Here is a 16185-nt window from a genome sequence, read left to right as displayed (position 1 = left end):
ACTGCCATTTCAAGAAAGAGAGGAGTAAGAGACAGCAATTGTCCCTAAAGCTTTGATTAGTGAGATACAGTAACTGTACTTACATCTGTTAAGCTTAAAAACAAGGAGTGATCTAATATTGGATGAGAAATTAATTAGAAGAGCCTTTCACTTTTTATGTTTGGGGACGTTACTAATTGTTTTTGCTGAGGCTACACATATACCAGCCTATCCAAAAATGCTAGAACACTTTAATTTAGGTGCAGGGCATGCGGTTTGGATGCAATTAGGTTTTGCTTTAGGGTTGACTGGTTTTCAACCTTTAATGGGTTGGTTAGCAGATTATTTTGGGCAGAAAAAAGTGATTCTGCTTGGTGCAGCACTTATGGCATTTGGATCATGCTTGGTAGCGCTCGCACCAGCTTTTTGGGTAATGGTTTTAGGACTTTTTTTCAAAGGCGTGTCAGGAGCTGCTGTCGTTCCTATCGGTGTAACGTATGCTGGAAAGTATTTTAATGATGAGCAACGTGGAAAGGCACTTGGTTTATTTGGATTTTATTCTGTTGTAGGTGCTATACTAGGACCTGTATTAAGTGGAATCTTTGTTGACAATCTAGGATGGTCCTCCAACTTTTGGGTTTGCGCGCTCTTTGGTTTGTTAGCAGTTGTTTTATTTTTAATCGGTGTACCAAATACTAAGGGAGAAAAATCAATTTCTTTTGATTTTTTAGGCGTATTATTCGTGTTTTTAATATTGGGAAGTCTCTTAACGATACCGACGTTCATTAACAATTATGGTTTTTCTTCTTGGATGTGGCTGCCATCCTTTATTGTTTTTGTCCTTGCTTTCTTATTTTTAATTGTTATTGAAAAAAGACAGAAAGAGCCTCTGTTAGATATTAATTATGCGACTACACGACACTTTTGGGTACCTTCAGTGATTGCGATTTTGATGTTTGTAACATTCAGCAGCGTCTTATTTTTACTAACGTTCTTTATTCAGAATGTGCAAGGGAAGTCTTCAACAATGGTAGGGCTGTTAGAGTTACCACTTTTCCTAACGATGGCAATAGCTAATTTATTAAGTGGTAGGTTGATGAGTAAGTTTTCTGCTCGTTCGATGATCGGGTCAAGTATTGTTTTGCTCGTTGCAGGGGTAGGGATGCTAACTTTGGCAAATAAAGATACCTCCTTTTTATATTTATTTGTGTCTATGAGTTTAATTGGAATGGCTATAGGCATGGTTGGACCTGTAATAAGGAATGTAATTGTGTCAAAAGCAGATCCTTCTCGTCTTGGAGTTATTACTTTTACTTATATCACAATTGAAAATGTAGCATCTCGTGTAGGTGCTTCTTTCGCCATAGTGATGTTTGCGTTATTTGCTGCTGGAGGAAACTCAGTAGGCGCTCTTTCTACTACGGCACTTATACTAGCCGTTTTCTCAGCAATTTCTTTCATATTTCTTGTACTCATTCCAAAAAGGGTAGAGGGAATCCAAGGAGTAAATCGAGCATTGCAAACACATAAAGAGACGAATCTCGAAGAAGTAGATACAATAAGTTGATAATACAAGTAATAAACCCGATGCTTATAATCGGGTTTATTACTTGACTATGTTTGTTATAGAATCTTAGTTTGAAAGCCGATAACAATGATTCAGAGGACCATTTCCTTTTCCAAGATTCAGCTGATCCTGAAGAGCTCCAGTTAAATAGTCTTTCGCATACTGAATACTCATGTTGACATCGTGTCCATCGGCTAAGTTACAGGCAATGGCGGAAGAAAGAGTACAACCTGTTCCGTGTGTATTAGGATTTTCAATTTTAACACCTGTAAACCAGGTGAACTGGCCATTACTATACAGTAAGTCATCGGCACTATCTAGGAGATGGCCGCCTTTAATAAGGATATTGCCTTGATAATGCTTGGCTATTTGAATAGCGGCTTTTTGCATATCCTCTTTTGTTTCAATTTTCATCCCGCCGCATAGACATTCGGCTTCGGGAATATTTGGTGTAATCAGAGTTGCAAGCGGGAGAAGCTTTGTAATAAGAACATCCATTGCATCCTTACTTAATAATGGGCTGCCGCTTGTTGAAATCATGACAGGATCGACAACAATATGCTTCGGTTTGTATTCTTTTAGTTTTTCGACAATCACTTCAATAATGTGCGGGGAAGACACCATACCTATTTTCACACTGTCTGGAAAGATATCGTTCATAATGCTGTCTAGTTGTTGTCCTACAAACTCAGGTGTTGCCTCGAGTACACTATCTACTCCTGTTGTGTTTTGAGCAGTAAGCGCTGTAATAGCAGTCATCGCGTACATTTTGTGAGCGGTAATCGTTTTAATATCAGCTTGAATGCCTGCTCCGCCGCTGCTATCGGAACCAGCAATACTTAATACTTTTTTCATCATCCATCCCTCTAATCTAGTTATTTTCGTGATTGACTATTTGCTTTGAGAGAGCAAGCAGTTCCTGGCTTGCTTTTTTGATATCTTGTTTAGCAAAAATCGCTGAAACAACAGCAACTCCATCAATACCGCTGCCGCTTAGTTGTAAAATGTTTTTTTCATTAATTCCACCAATTGCAACGACAGGAATGGAAACACTTTGACAAATAGCCTCTAAAGTACGCAAGGGTAGTGCAGTAGCATCGAGTTTCGTTGAAGTCGTAAAAACAGCACCTACACCTACATAATCTGCTCCACCTTTTTCAGCTAGACGGGCTTGTTCAACGGTTTGAACCGATACACCAAGTATTTTGTCATCACCAATTATATTTCTTGCTGTTGATAGATCCATATCGTCTTGTCCAATGTGAATCCCATCAGCAGCGCATGCAATGGCGACTTCTACATTATCATTGATGACAAATGGAACGTTATAAGCGTCTGTTATTTTTTTTATTTGCTGTGCTTCTTTTAAAAAGTCCTCATAAGGTAGATTCTTTTCACGTAACTGAATAAATGTTGCCCCGCCTTGAATCGTTTGTTCTACTTGTTCAGCTAAAGACTGTTCTCCAAGCCAAGCTCTATCTGTTACGGCATACAAAAGCATAGATTGTTTATCTACTTTCAATTTTCATGCCCTCCTTTAATAGAGAAGAATCAAGTTTACTTACATAATCAATGAAGTGCGTTCTAAAGCTTGAAGTGCCTCCACCTGTAGCTATTGTTTTTTGATAAGCAAGTTCGCCGCTAAGTCCCATTGCACAGACAGCTGCGGCTGTGCTATCTATTAGTTGCTCTGGATTGGCTCCACAATAAGCACCGATTACAGCAGAGAGCATACAACCTGATCCGGTGATTTTCGACATCATTGGGTGCCCATTTTTAATGATGTACGCTTTTTCGTGGTGAACAACCAGGTCGGTAGCGCCTGTTGTAGCAATAACAGCACCTGTTCCAATGCTTAAATCTTTTGTAAGTTGAATAATTTCATTTATATTTTCATCTTCAATACTTTCAGCCGCATCGACACCTTTTGTTAATCCACTTCCTGCGTAAATCGTTTTAATTTCAGAAATATTGCCTCTAATAACGGAAAACTTCACTTCTTCTAGTAGTTTAAACGTCATATTTGTTCTTAGTTTAGAAGCACCAGCACCGACAGGGTCTAAAATAACAGGAAGACCGAGTTCATTTGCTTTTTTCCCTGCTTTAATCATCGAGAGAATGGTTCGTGCATTGAGCGTACCAATATTAAGGACGAGACTGCTGCAAATACTCGTAATTTCCTCTACTTCGGTTAAATCATCTGCCATAATAGGAGATCCGCCGCAGGCCAAGACAATATTAGCCACATCGTTGACCGTTACATAATTGGTAATATTATGTACTAAAGGTGTTTGCATAGCTACATTTTCTAAAATATTTTCAAACATATAGATACTCCTCCGTTGGTTGATTTATCTACTAACTAATTGAAATGAAAAAATGCGATATACCAAAAAGGTGCATCGCATTCATAGACTATCATTTATGACATTCGATTCCCTACGTTGGCATTATCCAAATCAGGTTAAAGGGTTAAAGCTACATTTCGCTTACTCTCAGCCCACATGTGCAAGCTCCCCTACTATTTACATTCTATCTATTATTTTAGCATATTTCTTGATATAGAGTACTCTTCTTTCATTAAATTAAGTTTTTCTCTATGCATCTTTTCTGAAAGATGTGTGAGCCAAAATTACGTTATCAATAATATTGTTTAATAAAGTGAGGGGTTCCTTCATCGATCACGGATGGTTAGTTGACCAATCGAATCTTTACTACAAAAGCGAGGCGACTGTTCAGTTTAGACAAGCATTTCATCTTATGACCTCGAGGGGCTAGGAGTCGTAGCTAGATGAGGGCAGTCGTCCCCCGCCTATCTTCTTTGTTTTCCCATACGCTTGAGGTGGGGGTCTTACTGCCCGTTAAGTGTGAGGGAAAAAATCTGTTAAAGTATTAGGATTTTTTCAGTAGTAGGCTCATATTCTAATAGGGGTGATGTGATGGTAGAAAATACGTTCGGGAAAATTTGTACATATGATCAAGTTAAGCCGTTATTTAAAGATAATCAATCCATTTTATTCGGTGGATTTGGCGGGGTCGGCACGCCGCCAGGGCTAGTAAATTTGATTTTAGAAACAAACGTTCAAAACTTACTTCTTATCGGCAATGATGCAGGATTTCCGAATATCGGAATAGGAAAAATTGTGACGGCAAAAAGGGCATGCAAAATGATAGTATCTCATATTGGCTCGAATCCAAACGCCGGTGCATTTATGCAGAATGGTGAACTAGAGATTGAGTTTTCGCCGCAAGGCACGCTTGTTGAACGAATTAGAGCAGGGGGGATGGGGCTTGGCGGGGTGTTAACAGATATCGGATTAGATGCAGAATTTGTTAATCAAGGGAAACAAGTAGTAGCACTAGATAACAAGAAGTATCTTGTTGAACCCGCATTAACGGCTGAAATTGCAATTGTGTATGCGAAACGATGTGACCCGTATGGCAATTTAGTGTTTGATAAAAGTGCCCGCAATACGAATCCTCTTATTGCAATGGCAGGAGCCATCACGATTGTTGAAGTAGATGAAATTGTACCGCTTGGTGCTTTAAATCCAGATCATATTGTGACTCCGGGGGCATTTGTTGATTATATCGTTCCATCGAAAGGAGTGGATTGGAAATGGGCATGGGAGATGGTATTCGACAAACATTAGCCAAACGTGCTGCTGAGGAAATTTCTGATGGTATGCTTGTCAATTTAGGGATTGGCATTCCATCACTCGTTCCAGATTATTTGCCCAAAAGTCATAACGTTATGTTTCATGCAGAGAATGGAATTGTTGGAATCAGCCATTCCCCGCCGTATGAAGAGGCGGATGAGCATTTATGTAACGCTGGAGGTTATCCGATTACGGTGAAAAGCGGGGCATCTTATTGTGATAGTGCTGTTGCATTTGGAATGATTCGACGCGGACTTGTTGATGTAACGATTTTAGGGGCGCTGCAAGTAAGTGAGGCAGGTGATTTAGCGAATTGGATTGTTCCGGGGAAAAGGGTTCCAGGGATGGGGGGCGCGATGGAACTCGCAGCAAAAGCGAACAAAGTGATTGTATTGATGAATCATACGGATAAAAACGGTCAATCGAAATTACTTAAAACATGCACGTTACCGTTAACGGCAAAAAGATGTGTCCATATGGTCATTACCGATTTAGGGGTTTTTTCGGTAAGGGACACAGGATTAATCTTAACTGATTTGTATGAACCATATACCGTAGAGGAAGTACGAAAGCGAACAGAAGCCTCATTTGATGTTGCCGAACAGCTCCGTATCCTACAAAAATAAGGAGTGTGATGTAAATGGCCTATCAGCAGCAAATCTCAACATGGTTACAAGAGCATCGAAAAAATGGGATTCAACTATTACAAAAGCTTGTTCAAGAGCCTAGTAAACGTTATCAGGAAGAAGGTGCCCAAGCCATCGTTGTTGAAAAATGCCGTGAATTGGGCTTAGCTATAGATTTATGGGAAATTGGTGATGAAACGTTACGCAGTCATCACCATTTTTATTGTGATCGTCATAATTTTCAAGGAAATCCAAATCTTGTTGCTGTTAAAAAGGGCAGAGGCGGTGGCAAATCTCTGATTTTAAATGGTCATATTGATGTTGTTCCAGAAGGAGATCATGCGCGTTGGGATGACGATCCGTATAGCGGGATTTTAAGAGAAAACAAAGTATACGGGCGAGGAACGACTGATATGAAAGGTGGAAATGTTGCTTTATTATTAGCTATTGAGGCAATTACGGCTTTAGATATTCCGTTAAAGGGTGATCTTATATTTCAAAGTGTGATTGAAGAAGAAAGTGGAGGTGCTGGTACATTAGCAGCGATTTTACGAGGGTATAAGGCAGATGGAGCCATTATCCCAGAGCCTACCAATTTAAAGTTGTTTCCTGTTCAACAAGGATCGATGTGGTTTCGACTCATTGTGAAAGGAAAGTCTGCCCATGGCGGTACAAGGTATGAAGGGGAGAGTTCGATTGATCTTATGACGAATGTTTTACATGAGATTAAAGAGCTAGAGAATGAACGCAATCAGCAATGGAAGCAGCATCCTCTTTATCAAAAAATACCGATTCCGATTCCCATTAATGTTGGAAAAATGGAAAGTGGGAATTGGCCATCTTCCGTTCCAGAGACAGCTATTGTCGAAGGACGATTTGGCATCGCCCCAACGGAAACGATGGAGGAAGCGAAAAACTCACTGGAGACGATGATTGAAAGGCTCAATCAAACAGATTCTTGGTTTCGCACAAAGCCAATAGAAATCGAATGGTTTGGAGCGAGGTGGCTTCCGGGAAGTATGGACCTAGAGCATGCCCTTTTAAAAACGGTTGCTTATGCTTTTCAGAACGTGCAAGGAGTGGAGCCGATTATTGAAGCATCACCATGGGGAACCGATGGCGGGTATTTATCAACAGTAGGAAACATTCCGACGTTAGTGTTTGGACCAGGAGAAACGAAGCTGGCGCATGATACGAATGAATATATTGAAGTCGATAAAATGATGGCCGCCGCTGAAATTATTGCGCTCACCATTCTAGAGTGGTGCGAAGTTGCAGAAAATGTGTAATGATATAGCAGAGGTTATGAGAATTTGATTCTTTAGTGAAAGAGAAGCTTTTGATAGGAAAAGAGGAAACAATCATGAATCTAGATATATTCGAAAAAAAAATCCAGAAACGGGGCTATTCCATTACTTTGACAATGGATCGGTTTAATAAGCGGGTGCGTGTAGAAGACTACCTTGGTCATTTCGCTAGCTGTGTAGAGGAAGCTCTTCTTGCAGTAGCTGAGATTTCTGCCGAAAAACTGATTTTTAAGATACGTAAGGAAAATATAATCGACTTAATGATGCATGGTTTTGTATATGAAGCAATGATTGATAAGTTTTATCTTGGCAGCGATTGTCATTTTCTTGTGAAATACTTTTCCGCCGAGAGAAGAGTGAATGAACATTGGATAAAAGAAGATGAAATCATTCAAAATGTAGCAGCGTTACCCAAGCATGTCACATTATCAAGCCCTCCGAGAGGATATGAAGTACGGAAGGCGACCGTAGCCGATGCTGTGATGCTTGCTGAGCTGTATCGGGCGGTATTTGAAGTGTATCCAACGCCGATGAATGATCCGGAATATATTCAAAAATGTATAAAAGGCGATACCGTTTTTTATGTGTATACGTATGAAGAGAAAATTATAAGTGCTGCTTCGGCTGAAATAAACCGTTTTTATCATAATGCGGAAATTACCGACTGTGCGACATTGCCCGAACATCGGCAGTTTGGCTTGATGAAGCATTTGATTGTCAAATTAGAAGAAGAGTTACTTGCCCAGGAAATATATTGCGTATATTCGATTGCTAGAGCGCTTTCATTTGGGATGAATGCTGCGCTTCATCAACAAGGCTATGAATACCGCGGGCGCCTTGCGAATAACTGTTATATTTTTGACAAGCTGGAGGACATGAATATGTGGGTAAAGTCCATTGTTTGAGTGCTGAAATATCGGCAGCTTTTTGACAAGTTTTCAGCATTTCTTCATATATATCTAGTAAGAACGTATGAAGGAGGGGGACCTTGTCAGCATCTTATTCAGAAAAAATTTTAGAAGCCATTTTGGCAAGTATTGATGAAGGTATTCATGTAATTGATTTAGAAGGGAATACCATTTTTTATAATGAAGTCGCTGCAGCGAATGATGGAATGAAAGTTTCTGAAGTACTGAACGTTCCATTACTGCAAGTCTTTCCATCGTTAACGGAAAAATCTTCTACGTTACTTCAGGTGATTCAAACAGGAAAACCAATTTATCACAAAGAGCAGTCTTATATGAATATTCATGGTAAAAAAATTGAAACGGTTAGCTCGACATTACCTATTTATGTCGATGATATGCTTATTGGTGCCGTTGAAATTGCGAAAGACTATTCAAGTTTAAAGGAGCTATCACAGCGATTAATAGATATTCAAGCAGCAGGAAAGCCCAAGAAAGCACAAGCGAATAGTACGGTATACACATTTTCCGATTTATTAACGAATAATCCTGATTTTCAACAAATTATTTCGCAAGGAAAAAAAGCGGCACAATCTTCCTCATCCATATTGGTGTATGGCGAAAGCGGGGTTGGGAAGGAGCTGTTTGTTCAAAGCATTCATCATGCTTCGCCTCGAAGAACGTCACCATTTATCGCACAAAATTGTGCCGCACTCCCAGAATCGCTGCTGGAATCTTTATTATTCGGTACAGCGAAAGGAAGCTATACAGGAGCTGTTGAACGACAAGGTTTATTTGAATTAGCGAATGGAGGAACGTTATTTTTAGATGAGCTTCAGTCGATGCCAATCGAATTACAAGCTAAGCTATTGCGCGTATTAGAAGATGGGGTTGTTCGGAGAATTGGAGGTACGAAAAGCACGGTTGTGGATGTACGTGTAATTGCAGCCATGAATGTTCCACCAAAGAAGGCCATTGAAGCGAGTCAGCTGCGACCGGATTTATATTACCGCCTAAATATATTAAGCTATGAACTACCGCCATTAAGAAAGCGCCCGGAAGATATTGTTCTTCTTAGTGAGCACTTTATCGAGGAGTTTAATCGAAAGCTCCGTCGCCATATTGAAGGAATAAGCAATGACGTACGTGATCTGTTATTGCACTATCACTGGCCTGGAAATGTACGCGAGTTAAAGCATGCAATTGAATATATGATTAATACAGCTGAGACGAAAGAGCTGACGATTGCAGATGTCCCGCTCTTTTTACAAAATCATTCCCCTGAAGCGGCGAAGTTACTTCCATTGCGAGAAGCGTTAAAGGAAACGGAGTCAAAGCTCATTACAGAAGCGTTGCTGCAAACGAATGGGAATGTGCTGCAAGCATCCAAGCTTCTCAACGTGCCTCGTCAAACACTTCAATATAAAATACAAAAATATAGGAATGTTTCTGAACCCAGATCAAAATGATTCTGGGTTTTTTGGTCATTTGGGCATGCTTCTTGCATTTACTATCAGTATCAACACTTCGGGGGGAATGAGCATGTTACATGACTTATATAAGCCAAAGCGTCATTGGAAGGATATTGAACTATGGAAAGATGTCACTGACGAGCAATGGAATAACTGGCTCTGGCAGTTAACGAATACAATTAGAACCGTTGATGATTTAAAGAAGGTCGTTCATTTGACACCGGATGAGGAAGAAGGAGTACGGATTTCTACAAAGACGATTCCGCTTAATATTACGCCATATTATGCATCTTTAATGAATCCTGACGATTCGCGTTGTCCAATTCGCATGCAATCCGTGCCGATTTCAGCAGAAATGCATAAAACAAAATATGATATGGAAGATCCACTTCATGAAGATGAAGATTCGCCCGTAGCGGGACTGACTCATCGTTATCCAGATCGCGTATTGTTTTTAGTAACGAATCAATGCTCGATGTATTGCCGCTATTGCACAAGAAGACGTTTCTCCGGCCAAATTGGGATGGGAGTGCCGAAGAAGCAGTTAGATGCGGCCATTCAATATATCCGTGACATACCGGCTGTTCGCGATGTTCTTTTATCAGGTGGAGATGGACTGCTTATTAATGACACAATCCTTGAATACATTTTGAAAAATTTGCGCGATATTCCTCACGTTGAAATTATTCGTATCGGTACGCGTGCACCGGTTGTTTTTCCACAACGAATTACGGAGAATTTATGTAATATTTTAAAGAAATATCATCCTGTTTGGTTGAATACTCATTTTAATACGTCAATTGAAATTACGGAGGAATCGAAGCTAGCCTGTGAAATGCTGGCAAATGCCGGAGTACCGGTTGGCAATCAAGCCGTTATTTTAGCAGGCATTAATGACAGTGTGGCGATTATGAAAAAGTTGATGCACGATTTAGTGAAAATCCGCGTTCGCCCTTACTATATTTATCAATGTGATTTATCAGAAGGAATCGGCCATTTCCGTGCACCGATTTCTAAAGGTATTGAAATTATTGAGGGATTGCGCGGGCACACTTCTGGTTATGCTGTTCCGACTTTCGTGGTTGACGCTCCTGGAGGCGGCGGGAAAATTACGTTACAGCCAAATTATATTCTTTCACAATCTCCTACAAAAACGGTTCTACGAAATTTTGAAGGTGTGATTACGACGTACCCTGAGCCAGAGAACTATACCCCAGGTCTTGCCGATGATTATTTTAAAGGTGTTTATCCAAATGCAGAGGAGAAGCGTTCGGATATTGGCATTTCAGGATTGATGAATGATACCGAATTTAACTTAGTTCCAAAAGGATTAAAACGTCTGGATCGTCGTGAAGCATACGAAACAAACCCAGCACATACGTCCCTCAAAGACCAACGCGAAAAGCGTGATCAATTAAAAGAAAAGAAATTCCAAGCACAGCAAAAAAAGAACAAAGGGGAGAAGTAAATGGAAACTTGTCCTTGGTGTGAAGAAGGTACTCTTTCCTCTGTCACAGATACGGTTTACTGGGAATTGCCGGATGGAACACGAGCGGTCGAAATTACGGAAACACCGTCCGTTCTTTGCGGCCACTGTCAGGCGTTGTTCCAAAGCGATGAAACGGTAAAGGAAATTGAAGATCAATTGTTTTTAATTGATACGAAGCAGTTAGGGAAACAGACGAAATATGAAGACTTATTGAAGATGAAGAGGTTGTTGAAGCGGAATTATTTTGATTTTTCGTAGAAGAAGAGAATAGAAGGTTAAAAACATATATTCCTGTGTGAAATGGGGATATATGTTTTTTTATGGCCTGAATTTTTTGGGGAATGAATGGTTAATTAAAAAGAGGAATTGTAACGGCTAATAATAGTAACCCATTCAGATATATAGAATTCAGTCATGTTTTTTTATTCAAAAGCCAGATTGTGGAGCAATGCCTTTAAAGAAAATTCTAGGTTAACGTTTAGAAGAAATTGTGAAGTTTTATATTTAAAATAGGAGTTGTTGTTGCATCCTTTTTGTGTTAAGTTGCGAGCTCTTTAAGAATTTAGGAACTGCTCCTTGTATAAATAGTGGCAGCAAAAAACAAACTAATCCCTGATGTTTCTTACTCAGGAGGAAAATATGTGAATACATTGAACTACCCACCACTTAGCTAACGCTTGAAGTGGGGGATTCCTACGAACACCAGTGTATCCACTAGTTATGGAGTAGGCTCTACCCGTAGTCCCTACGGTGAAAGCAAAAATATCTTGTACGTTGACTCACCACACTCCCTACTCTGCTTGGTTTTCGCTACTTCGATGAGTGTGGGCGATTAGAACGTTGAAGATTTTACCTAGCAGACGTTTTTCCTGCTAGAACCCATATCTTCAGTTTTCAAAGAACAACTTACAAGTATAGAATAGCACATATGTTCGTTCTTTTCAACCATTTTGTCTAAAGCCAACCGACATTCATCCCCCACTTACTCATTGGGCTACACCCTTCACAATCCTTGAAGTGGGAGTCTTCTGTCGGGAAATGATAAATAATCACTTAGAAAAATTCGAATAGGTTTTCCCTTTCCATACTAATCACGCCCTTTTTAGAGTACTAGTATCAGTATGTTTGAGTTTGGAAGATTACTTGAATTTATTCTAAATTTTTGCACAAGAATCGCCTTAATATGGTAAAATTTAATATATTACAATATTTAGGGGGATATATGTTAATAGAACCTATAGAACGTTCTATTAAAAGAAACCTTAACCCTAATTGAAAAACAGCCAGTCAAAATGTATTGGCGGTTACATATGAAAAAAGTAGAAATAAGCAAAGCAATCGTCTTAGAAGGAAAAGACCTAGGGAGGAAAGTAAAAAAATGATTAAAAATATTGCCATTATTGGTTCGGGGGTAATGGGGAGCAGCATTGCCCAATCTTTTGCAGCTAGTGGTTATTCTGTCACGATAAATGATTTAAATGAAGAGTTGTTACAAAAATCAAAAAATCGGATTTCGGAAAATTTGTCACTAACTGTGGAAGAAGTAGGACTAGATGAGGAACAAAAGCAATCTGATTTAGCGAATATTTACTATACTACAGATTTAGAAGAAGCTGTTAAGGAAGCTGATTTTATCATTGAAGCTATTCCGGAAGTCATTGAGTGGAAGTGGGAGCTTTATGAAAAATTGGAACGAATAATGAAGGCGGATGCCATCGTGGCTTCCAATACATCCACGTTTCCAATCTCACGTTTAATGGAAAAGGCTTCTTTTGCAGATCGAATGGTGATTACGCATTTCTTTAATCCTGGCCATTTAGTCCCGTTAGTTGAAATTGTGAAGCATCCTCAAACAAAAGAGACGATTGTTGATGAGACACTGGATCTTATTAGCAAGATTGGTAAATCGCCAATTCTTCTAAAGAAAGAAATTTCCGGCTTTATTGCTAATCGTTTGCAGACAGCCTTAATGCGCGAAGCATTTTATTTGTTAAAAGAAGGTGTAGCCAGTGCACGGGATATCGATACAGCAATAACAGATGGACCAGGGTTTCGTTGGGCGTTTACAGGGCCGATTGAAATTGCAGACTTTGGCGGACTGGATACGTGGCAGCGAGTGTTTGAAAATGTAGCTCCTGATTTAAATCAAAGTGTGGAAGCCCCTGAAATCATTCGAGAGTTGGTTGAACAAGGAAAGCTAGGAACAAAATCAGGGGAAGGCATTTATCAATATGATGATATGCTCGTTTCCCAAAAGCTTAATGAAAGAGACCGTAATTTTATTAAACTTGGAAAAATGAAGCTTGAGGCCCTTCTACAACAGACTAAAGCATAAAGTTTAAAAGAAATGATAAAGTGAAACTTCCATCAGTGGGGTCTTATTGCCCGTTAAGAATAGGATAAACCTGATGGTGTGTATGAATTTAAAAGAAAGTATACTTCTCATTGCAAAAAACCTGTCTCAATAAAATTTCAAGGCAGGTCTTTTTGTACGTTATGGAATATTTTTTATAGCAGAATGTAATTGATTAAATATTGTGTCGTAAAGTATTGACAATACGAATTGATGTATGTTAAATTTATCTCAAGTTAGAGATAATTGATTTCGTAATAATTTATTTAAAAATGATGGAATGTACAGCTTTTAAATTTTTTTAAATATATATCTCAGTTTCGAGATAAAAAATGGAGGAATTTTAAAATGGCAAAATGGACAGTAGATCAATCACACTCAAGCGTAGGGTTTGAAGTAAAACATATGATGGTATCAAAGGTAAAAGGACAATTCGATTCTTATACAGCAGACGTAGAAGCTGCAGATTTAGCAGATTTAACTACAGCTTCAATTGCATTCAAATTTGACGTTGCAAGCATCAACACACGCAGCGAAGATCGTGATAACCACTTAAAATCGGCAGACTTTTTTGATGTAGAAACATATCCAACAATTGATTTTAAATCAACAAACATTACAAAAGCTGGAGATGATTACAAAGTAACTGGTGACTTAACTATTAAAGGCGTAACAAAACCAGTAACTTTTGATGTTGAATTTGGCGGTAAAGGTACGAACCCATGGGGAGTAGAAGTGTACGGATTTGAAGCAACAGCTAAAATTAACCGTGAAGAGTTCGATCTTACTTGGAATGCAGCACTTGAAACAGGTGGCGTACTTGTAGGGAAAGACATCAGAATCAAAGTTGAATTAGAAATCAACCCAGCAGCATAATTTTAGGCTATAAAATATTATGCTAATAATAAACCAATTCGTACATTTTCATTAGTGTCCGAATTGGTTTATTAAAACGAATGGGTCACATAGCGACAAGAAGTTAATTTTTACGTGTATATCTTGAATTCGAGATATTGGTAAAACGGAGGAATAAAAATGAACGAATTAAAAGGACTTCATCACGTAACAGCAATTACAAGCAGTGCAGAAAGGATTTATGAATTTTTTACTTATGTATTAGGCATGCGTTTAGTAAAGAAAACGGTGAACCAAGATGATATCAAAACATATCACTTATATTTCACAGATGATGTTGGTAGTCCAGGAACAGATATGACATTCTTCGATTTTCCTGGCATTCCGAAAGGGGTACATGGCACGAACGAAATTTCAAAAACGTCTTTTCGTGTACCAACTGATGCAGCATTAGATTATTGGGTAAAACGTTTTGATAAATACGAAGTAAAACATACGGGCATTAAAGAGCAATTTGGTAAGAAGACATTATCTTTTGTTGATTTTGATGATCAACAGTATCAACTCATTTCAGATGAACATAATCAAGGTGTCGCTTCTGGAACACCATGGCAAAAAGGACCGATTCCGTTAGAATATGCGATTACAGGGTTAGGACCAATTTTCGTTCGTACCTCTTATTATGATTATTTTAAAGAAGTGCTGGAGAAAGTGTTCTTCATGAGAGAAGTTGCCGGGGAAGGTTCATTCCACTTATTTGAGATGGGGGAAGGCGGAAACGGTGCACAAGTAATCGTCGAATATAATACAATTCTTCCGCAGGCTCGACAAGGCTTTGGTACAGTTCATCATACAGCATTCCGAGTGGATGAACGTACAGATTTAGATGCATGGCAACAACGTTTACATGAATTCCAATTACGAAACTCAGGTTATGTAGAGCGTTATTATTTTGGATCTTTATATACAAATGTTGCCCCTTCCATCTTATTTGAATTGGCAACGGATGGTCCTGGATTTATGGAGGATGAACGATACGAAACACTTGGTGAAAAATTATCTTTACCGCCATTCTTTGAACCAAAACGTGAACAAATCGAAAAAATAGTGAGACCAATCGATACTGTACGGAGTACGCTGACGATTGAAAAAGAATACTTGTAAGGGGGTGAAACAATAGAATGGGATTTTTAAATAAATTATTTGGAGCTGGACAAAAGGAGGAAGAAACAATGACAAAATTAAACATTGGTATTATTTTAGGATCTACACGTGAAGGGCGTGTAAGTCCACAAGTTGGTGCATGGGTAAAAGAATTAGCTGACAAACGCGATGACGCAAACTACACAATTATTGATATTGCAGATTACAAATTACCATTACTAGGTGAAGAAGGCGGAGATACTTCAGGCGCAGCAGCATGGTCTGAAATTATCGCAGCCCAAGACGGCTTCGTATTCATCGTTCAAGAATATAACCACTCAATTACAGGGGCACTTAAAAATGCATTAGATTATTTACGTGAAGAGTGGAACAACAAAGCGGCGGGCATTGTATCTTACGGTTCAGTAGGTGGTGCTCGTGCGGCAGAACACTTACGTGGTATTTTAGGTGAATTGTTAGTTGCAGATGTTCGCGTACATCCAGCATTATCTTTATTCACTGATTTTGAAAACGGTACGGACTTTAAACCAAAAGCAGTTCAAGAAGATTCAGTAAATCAAATGTTAGATCAATTAATTCCTTGGTCAAAAGCATTATTCACAATTCGCTAATGATACAGAAGTAAATCACTATAAATTACAACATGTGCCAGGCACATGTTGTAATTAAAAAATAAATATGAAGTTTGAGCAAAACGTTATCAAGTTAATTTCAGTAGGTCGATTGATTTTTCAAAAGGATTCAAAAGATTTAACAAATGTTGCTTAGCAATGAATATGGATTTCAAATGACGAAGATAATAGGTCGTG

15 protein-coding genes and 1 riboswitch are annotated in these 16185 nt (G+C 38.9%); of the genes, 12 read left to right on the top strand and 3 right to left on the bottom strand.

The features are described 5' to 3' along the window. Positions 1 to 118 precede the first annotated feature (118 nt). Positions 119 to 1546, top strand: a complete 1428-nt coding sequence (locus ACE199_RS03775; protein WP_375348647.1) for an MFS transporter — start codon at positions 119 to 121, stop codon at positions 1544 to 1546. Between the two features lie 66 nt (positions 1547 to 1612). Here ACE199_RS03775 and thiD read toward each other — a convergent pair whose 3' ends face one another. Genes thiD through thiM form a run of 3 tightly spaced genes read right to left on the bottom strand, consistent with a single transcriptional unit; the run spans position 1613 to position 3873 of the window. Beyond that, positions 1613 to 2401, bottom strand: coding sequence for a bifunctional hydroxymethylpyrimidine kinase/phosphomethylpyrimidine kinase (thiD, locus tag ACE199_RS03770; RefSeq protein ID WP_375348646.1), 789 nt, complete (start codon positions 2399 to 2401; stop codon positions 1613 to 1615). Between the two features lie 16 nt (positions 2402 to 2417). Continuing rightward, on the bottom strand, positions 2418 to 3068 hold the full coding sequence (gene thiE, locus ACE199_RS03765) for a thiamine phosphate synthase (protein WP_375348645.1): 651 nt from the start codon (positions 3066 to 3068) through the stop codon (positions 2418 to 2420). Further along, complete coding sequence (gene thiM / locus ACE199_RS03760) at positions 3055 to 3873, bottom strand: hydroxyethylthiazole kinase (RefSeq protein WP_375348644.1); 819 nt, start codon at positions 3871 to 3873, stop codon at positions 3055 to 3057. The genes thiE and thiM overlap by 14 nt, the downstream gene beginning before the upstream one ends. 92 nt (positions 3874 to 3965) lie before the next feature. After that, a riboswitch (TPP riboswitch) is annotated at positions 3966 to 4076 on the bottom strand. A gap of 409 nt (positions 4077 to 4485) precedes the next feature. On the opposite strand from thiM, the gene ACE199_RS03755 reads away from it, so the two are divergent. The 11 genes from ACE199_RS03755 to ACE199_RS03705 all read left to right on the top strand — a co-directional run bounded on the left by ACE199_RS03755 (position 4486) and on the right by ACE199_RS03705 (position 15987). Further along, entirely contained in the window at positions 4486 to 5199 is a 714-nt protein-coding gene (locus ACE199_RS03755; protein WP_375348643.1) for a CoA transferase subunit A, read from the top strand. Further along, the gene (locus ACE199_RS03750) at positions 5166 to 5831 is read left to right on the top strand and encodes a 3-oxoacid CoA-transferase subunit B (RefSeq protein WP_375348642.1); all 666 of its coding nucleotides are present in this window, start codon (positions 5166 to 5168) and stop codon (positions 5829 to 5831) included. Before ACE199_RS03755 ends, ACE199_RS03750 begins: the two co-directional genes overlap by 34 nt. Before the next feature lie 14 nt (positions 5832 to 5845). Further along, positions 5846 to 7120: a peptidase gene (locus tag ACE199_RS03745; protein ID WP_375348641.1), complete on the top strand. Its 1275-nt coding sequence runs from the start codon at positions 5846 to 5848 to the stop codon at positions 7118 to 7120. Positions 7121 to 7194: 74 nt separating this feature from the next. Beyond that, positions 7195 to 8043, top strand: coding sequence for a putative beta-lysine N-acetyltransferase (gene ablB / locus ACE199_RS03740; RefSeq protein WP_375348640.1), 849 nt, complete (start codon positions 7195 to 7197; stop codon positions 8041 to 8043). Positions 8044 to 8126: 83 nt separating this feature from the next. Beyond that, complete coding sequence (locus ACE199_RS03735) at positions 8127 to 9512, top strand: sigma-54 interaction domain-containing protein (protein ID WP_375348639.1); 1386 nt, start codon at positions 8127 to 8129, stop codon at positions 9510 to 9512. A 73-nt stretch (positions 9513 to 9585) separates the two neighbouring features. Further along, the gene (gene kamA, locus ACE199_RS03730; RefSeq protein ID WP_375348638.1) at positions 9586 to 10983 is read left to right on the top strand and encodes a lysine 2,3-aminomutase; all 1398 of its coding nucleotides are present in this window, start codon (positions 9586 to 9588) and stop codon (positions 10981 to 10983) included. Then, positions 10984 to 11262, top strand: a complete 279-nt coding sequence (locus ACE199_RS03725) for a YokU family protein (protein WP_375348637.1) — start codon at positions 10984 to 10986, stop codon at positions 11260 to 11262. Positions 11263 to 12382: 1120 nt separating this feature from the next. Beyond that, complete coding sequence (locus tag ACE199_RS03720) at positions 12383 to 13339, top strand: 3-hydroxyacyl-CoA dehydrogenase family protein (protein WP_375348636.1); 957 nt, start codon at positions 12383 to 12385, stop codon at positions 13337 to 13339. Between the two features lie 366 nt (positions 13340 to 13705). Next, positions 13706 to 14233, top strand: a complete 528-nt coding sequence (locus ACE199_RS03715) for a YceI family protein (RefSeq protein ID WP_127761012.1) — start codon at positions 13706 to 13708, stop codon at positions 14231 to 14233. 159 nt (positions 14234 to 14392) lie between these two features. After that, positions 14393 to 15376, top strand: a complete 984-nt coding sequence (locus tag ACE199_RS03710; RefSeq protein WP_127761011.1) for a ring-cleaving dioxygenase — start codon at positions 14393 to 14395, stop codon at positions 15374 to 15376. Between the two features lie 17 nt (positions 15377 to 15393). Next, on the top strand, positions 15394 to 15987 hold the full coding sequence (locus ACE199_RS03705; RefSeq protein WP_375348635.1) for an NADPH-dependent FMN reductase: 594 nt from the start codon (positions 15394 to 15396) through the stop codon (positions 15985 to 15987). Positions 15988 to 16185 lie beyond the last annotated feature (198 nt).

The organism is Peribacillus sp. Hz7 (assembly GCF_042136355.1).
In the GTDB taxonomy this organism is placed as follows: domain Bacteria; phylum Bacillota; class Bacilli; order Bacillales; family DSM-1321; genus Peribacillus; species Peribacillus asahii_A.
Note: the sequence above shows the minus strand (reverse complement) of the source record. Positions and strands in the feature narration are given on the sequence as shown.

Coding starts and splice junctions, on each gene's coding strand:
- thiD (WP_375348646.1), bottom strand. CDS start 2,401: ATGAAAAAAGTATTAAGTATTGCTGGTTCCGATAGCAGCGGCGGAGCA.
- thiM (WP_375348644.1), bottom strand. CDS start 3,873: ATGTTTGAAAATATTTTAGAAAATGTAGCTATGCAAACACCTTTAGTA.
- ACE199_RS03755 (WP_375348643.1), top strand. CDS start 4,486: ATGGTAGAAAATACGTTCGGGAAAATTTGTACATATGATCAAGTTAAG.
- ACE199_RS03750 (WP_375348642.1), top strand. CDS start 5,166: ATGGGCATGGGAGATGGTATTCGACAAACATTAGCCAAACGTGCTGCT.
- ACE199_RS03745 (WP_375348641.1), top strand. CDS start 5,846: ATGGCCTATCAGCAGCAAATCTCAACATGGTTACAAGAGCATCGAAAA.
- ablB (WP_375348640.1), top strand. CDS start 7,195: ATGAATCTAGATATATTCGAAAAAAAAATCCAGAAACGGGGCTATTCC.
- kamA (WP_375348638.1), top strand. CDS start 9,586: ATGTTACATGACTTATATAAGCCAAAGCGTCATTGGAAGGATATTGAA.
- ACE199_RS03725 (WP_375348637.1), top strand. CDS start 10,984: ATGGAAACTTGTCCTTGGTGTGAAGAAGGTACTCTTTCCTCTGTCACA.
- ACE199_RS03720 (WP_375348636.1), top strand. CDS start 12,383: ATGATTAAAAATATTGCCATTATTGGTTCGGGGGTAATGGGGAGCAGC.
- ACE199_RS03715 (WP_127761012.1), top strand. CDS start 13,706: ATGGCAAAATGGACAGTAGATCAATCACACTCAAGCGTAGGGTTTGAA.
- ACE199_RS03710 (WP_127761011.1), top strand. CDS start 14,393: ATGAACGAATTAAAAGGACTTCATCACGTAACAGCAATTACAAGCAGT.
- ACE199_RS03705 (WP_375348635.1), top strand. CDS start 15,394: ATGGGATTTTTAAATAAATTATTTGGAGCTGGACAAAAGGAGGAAGAA.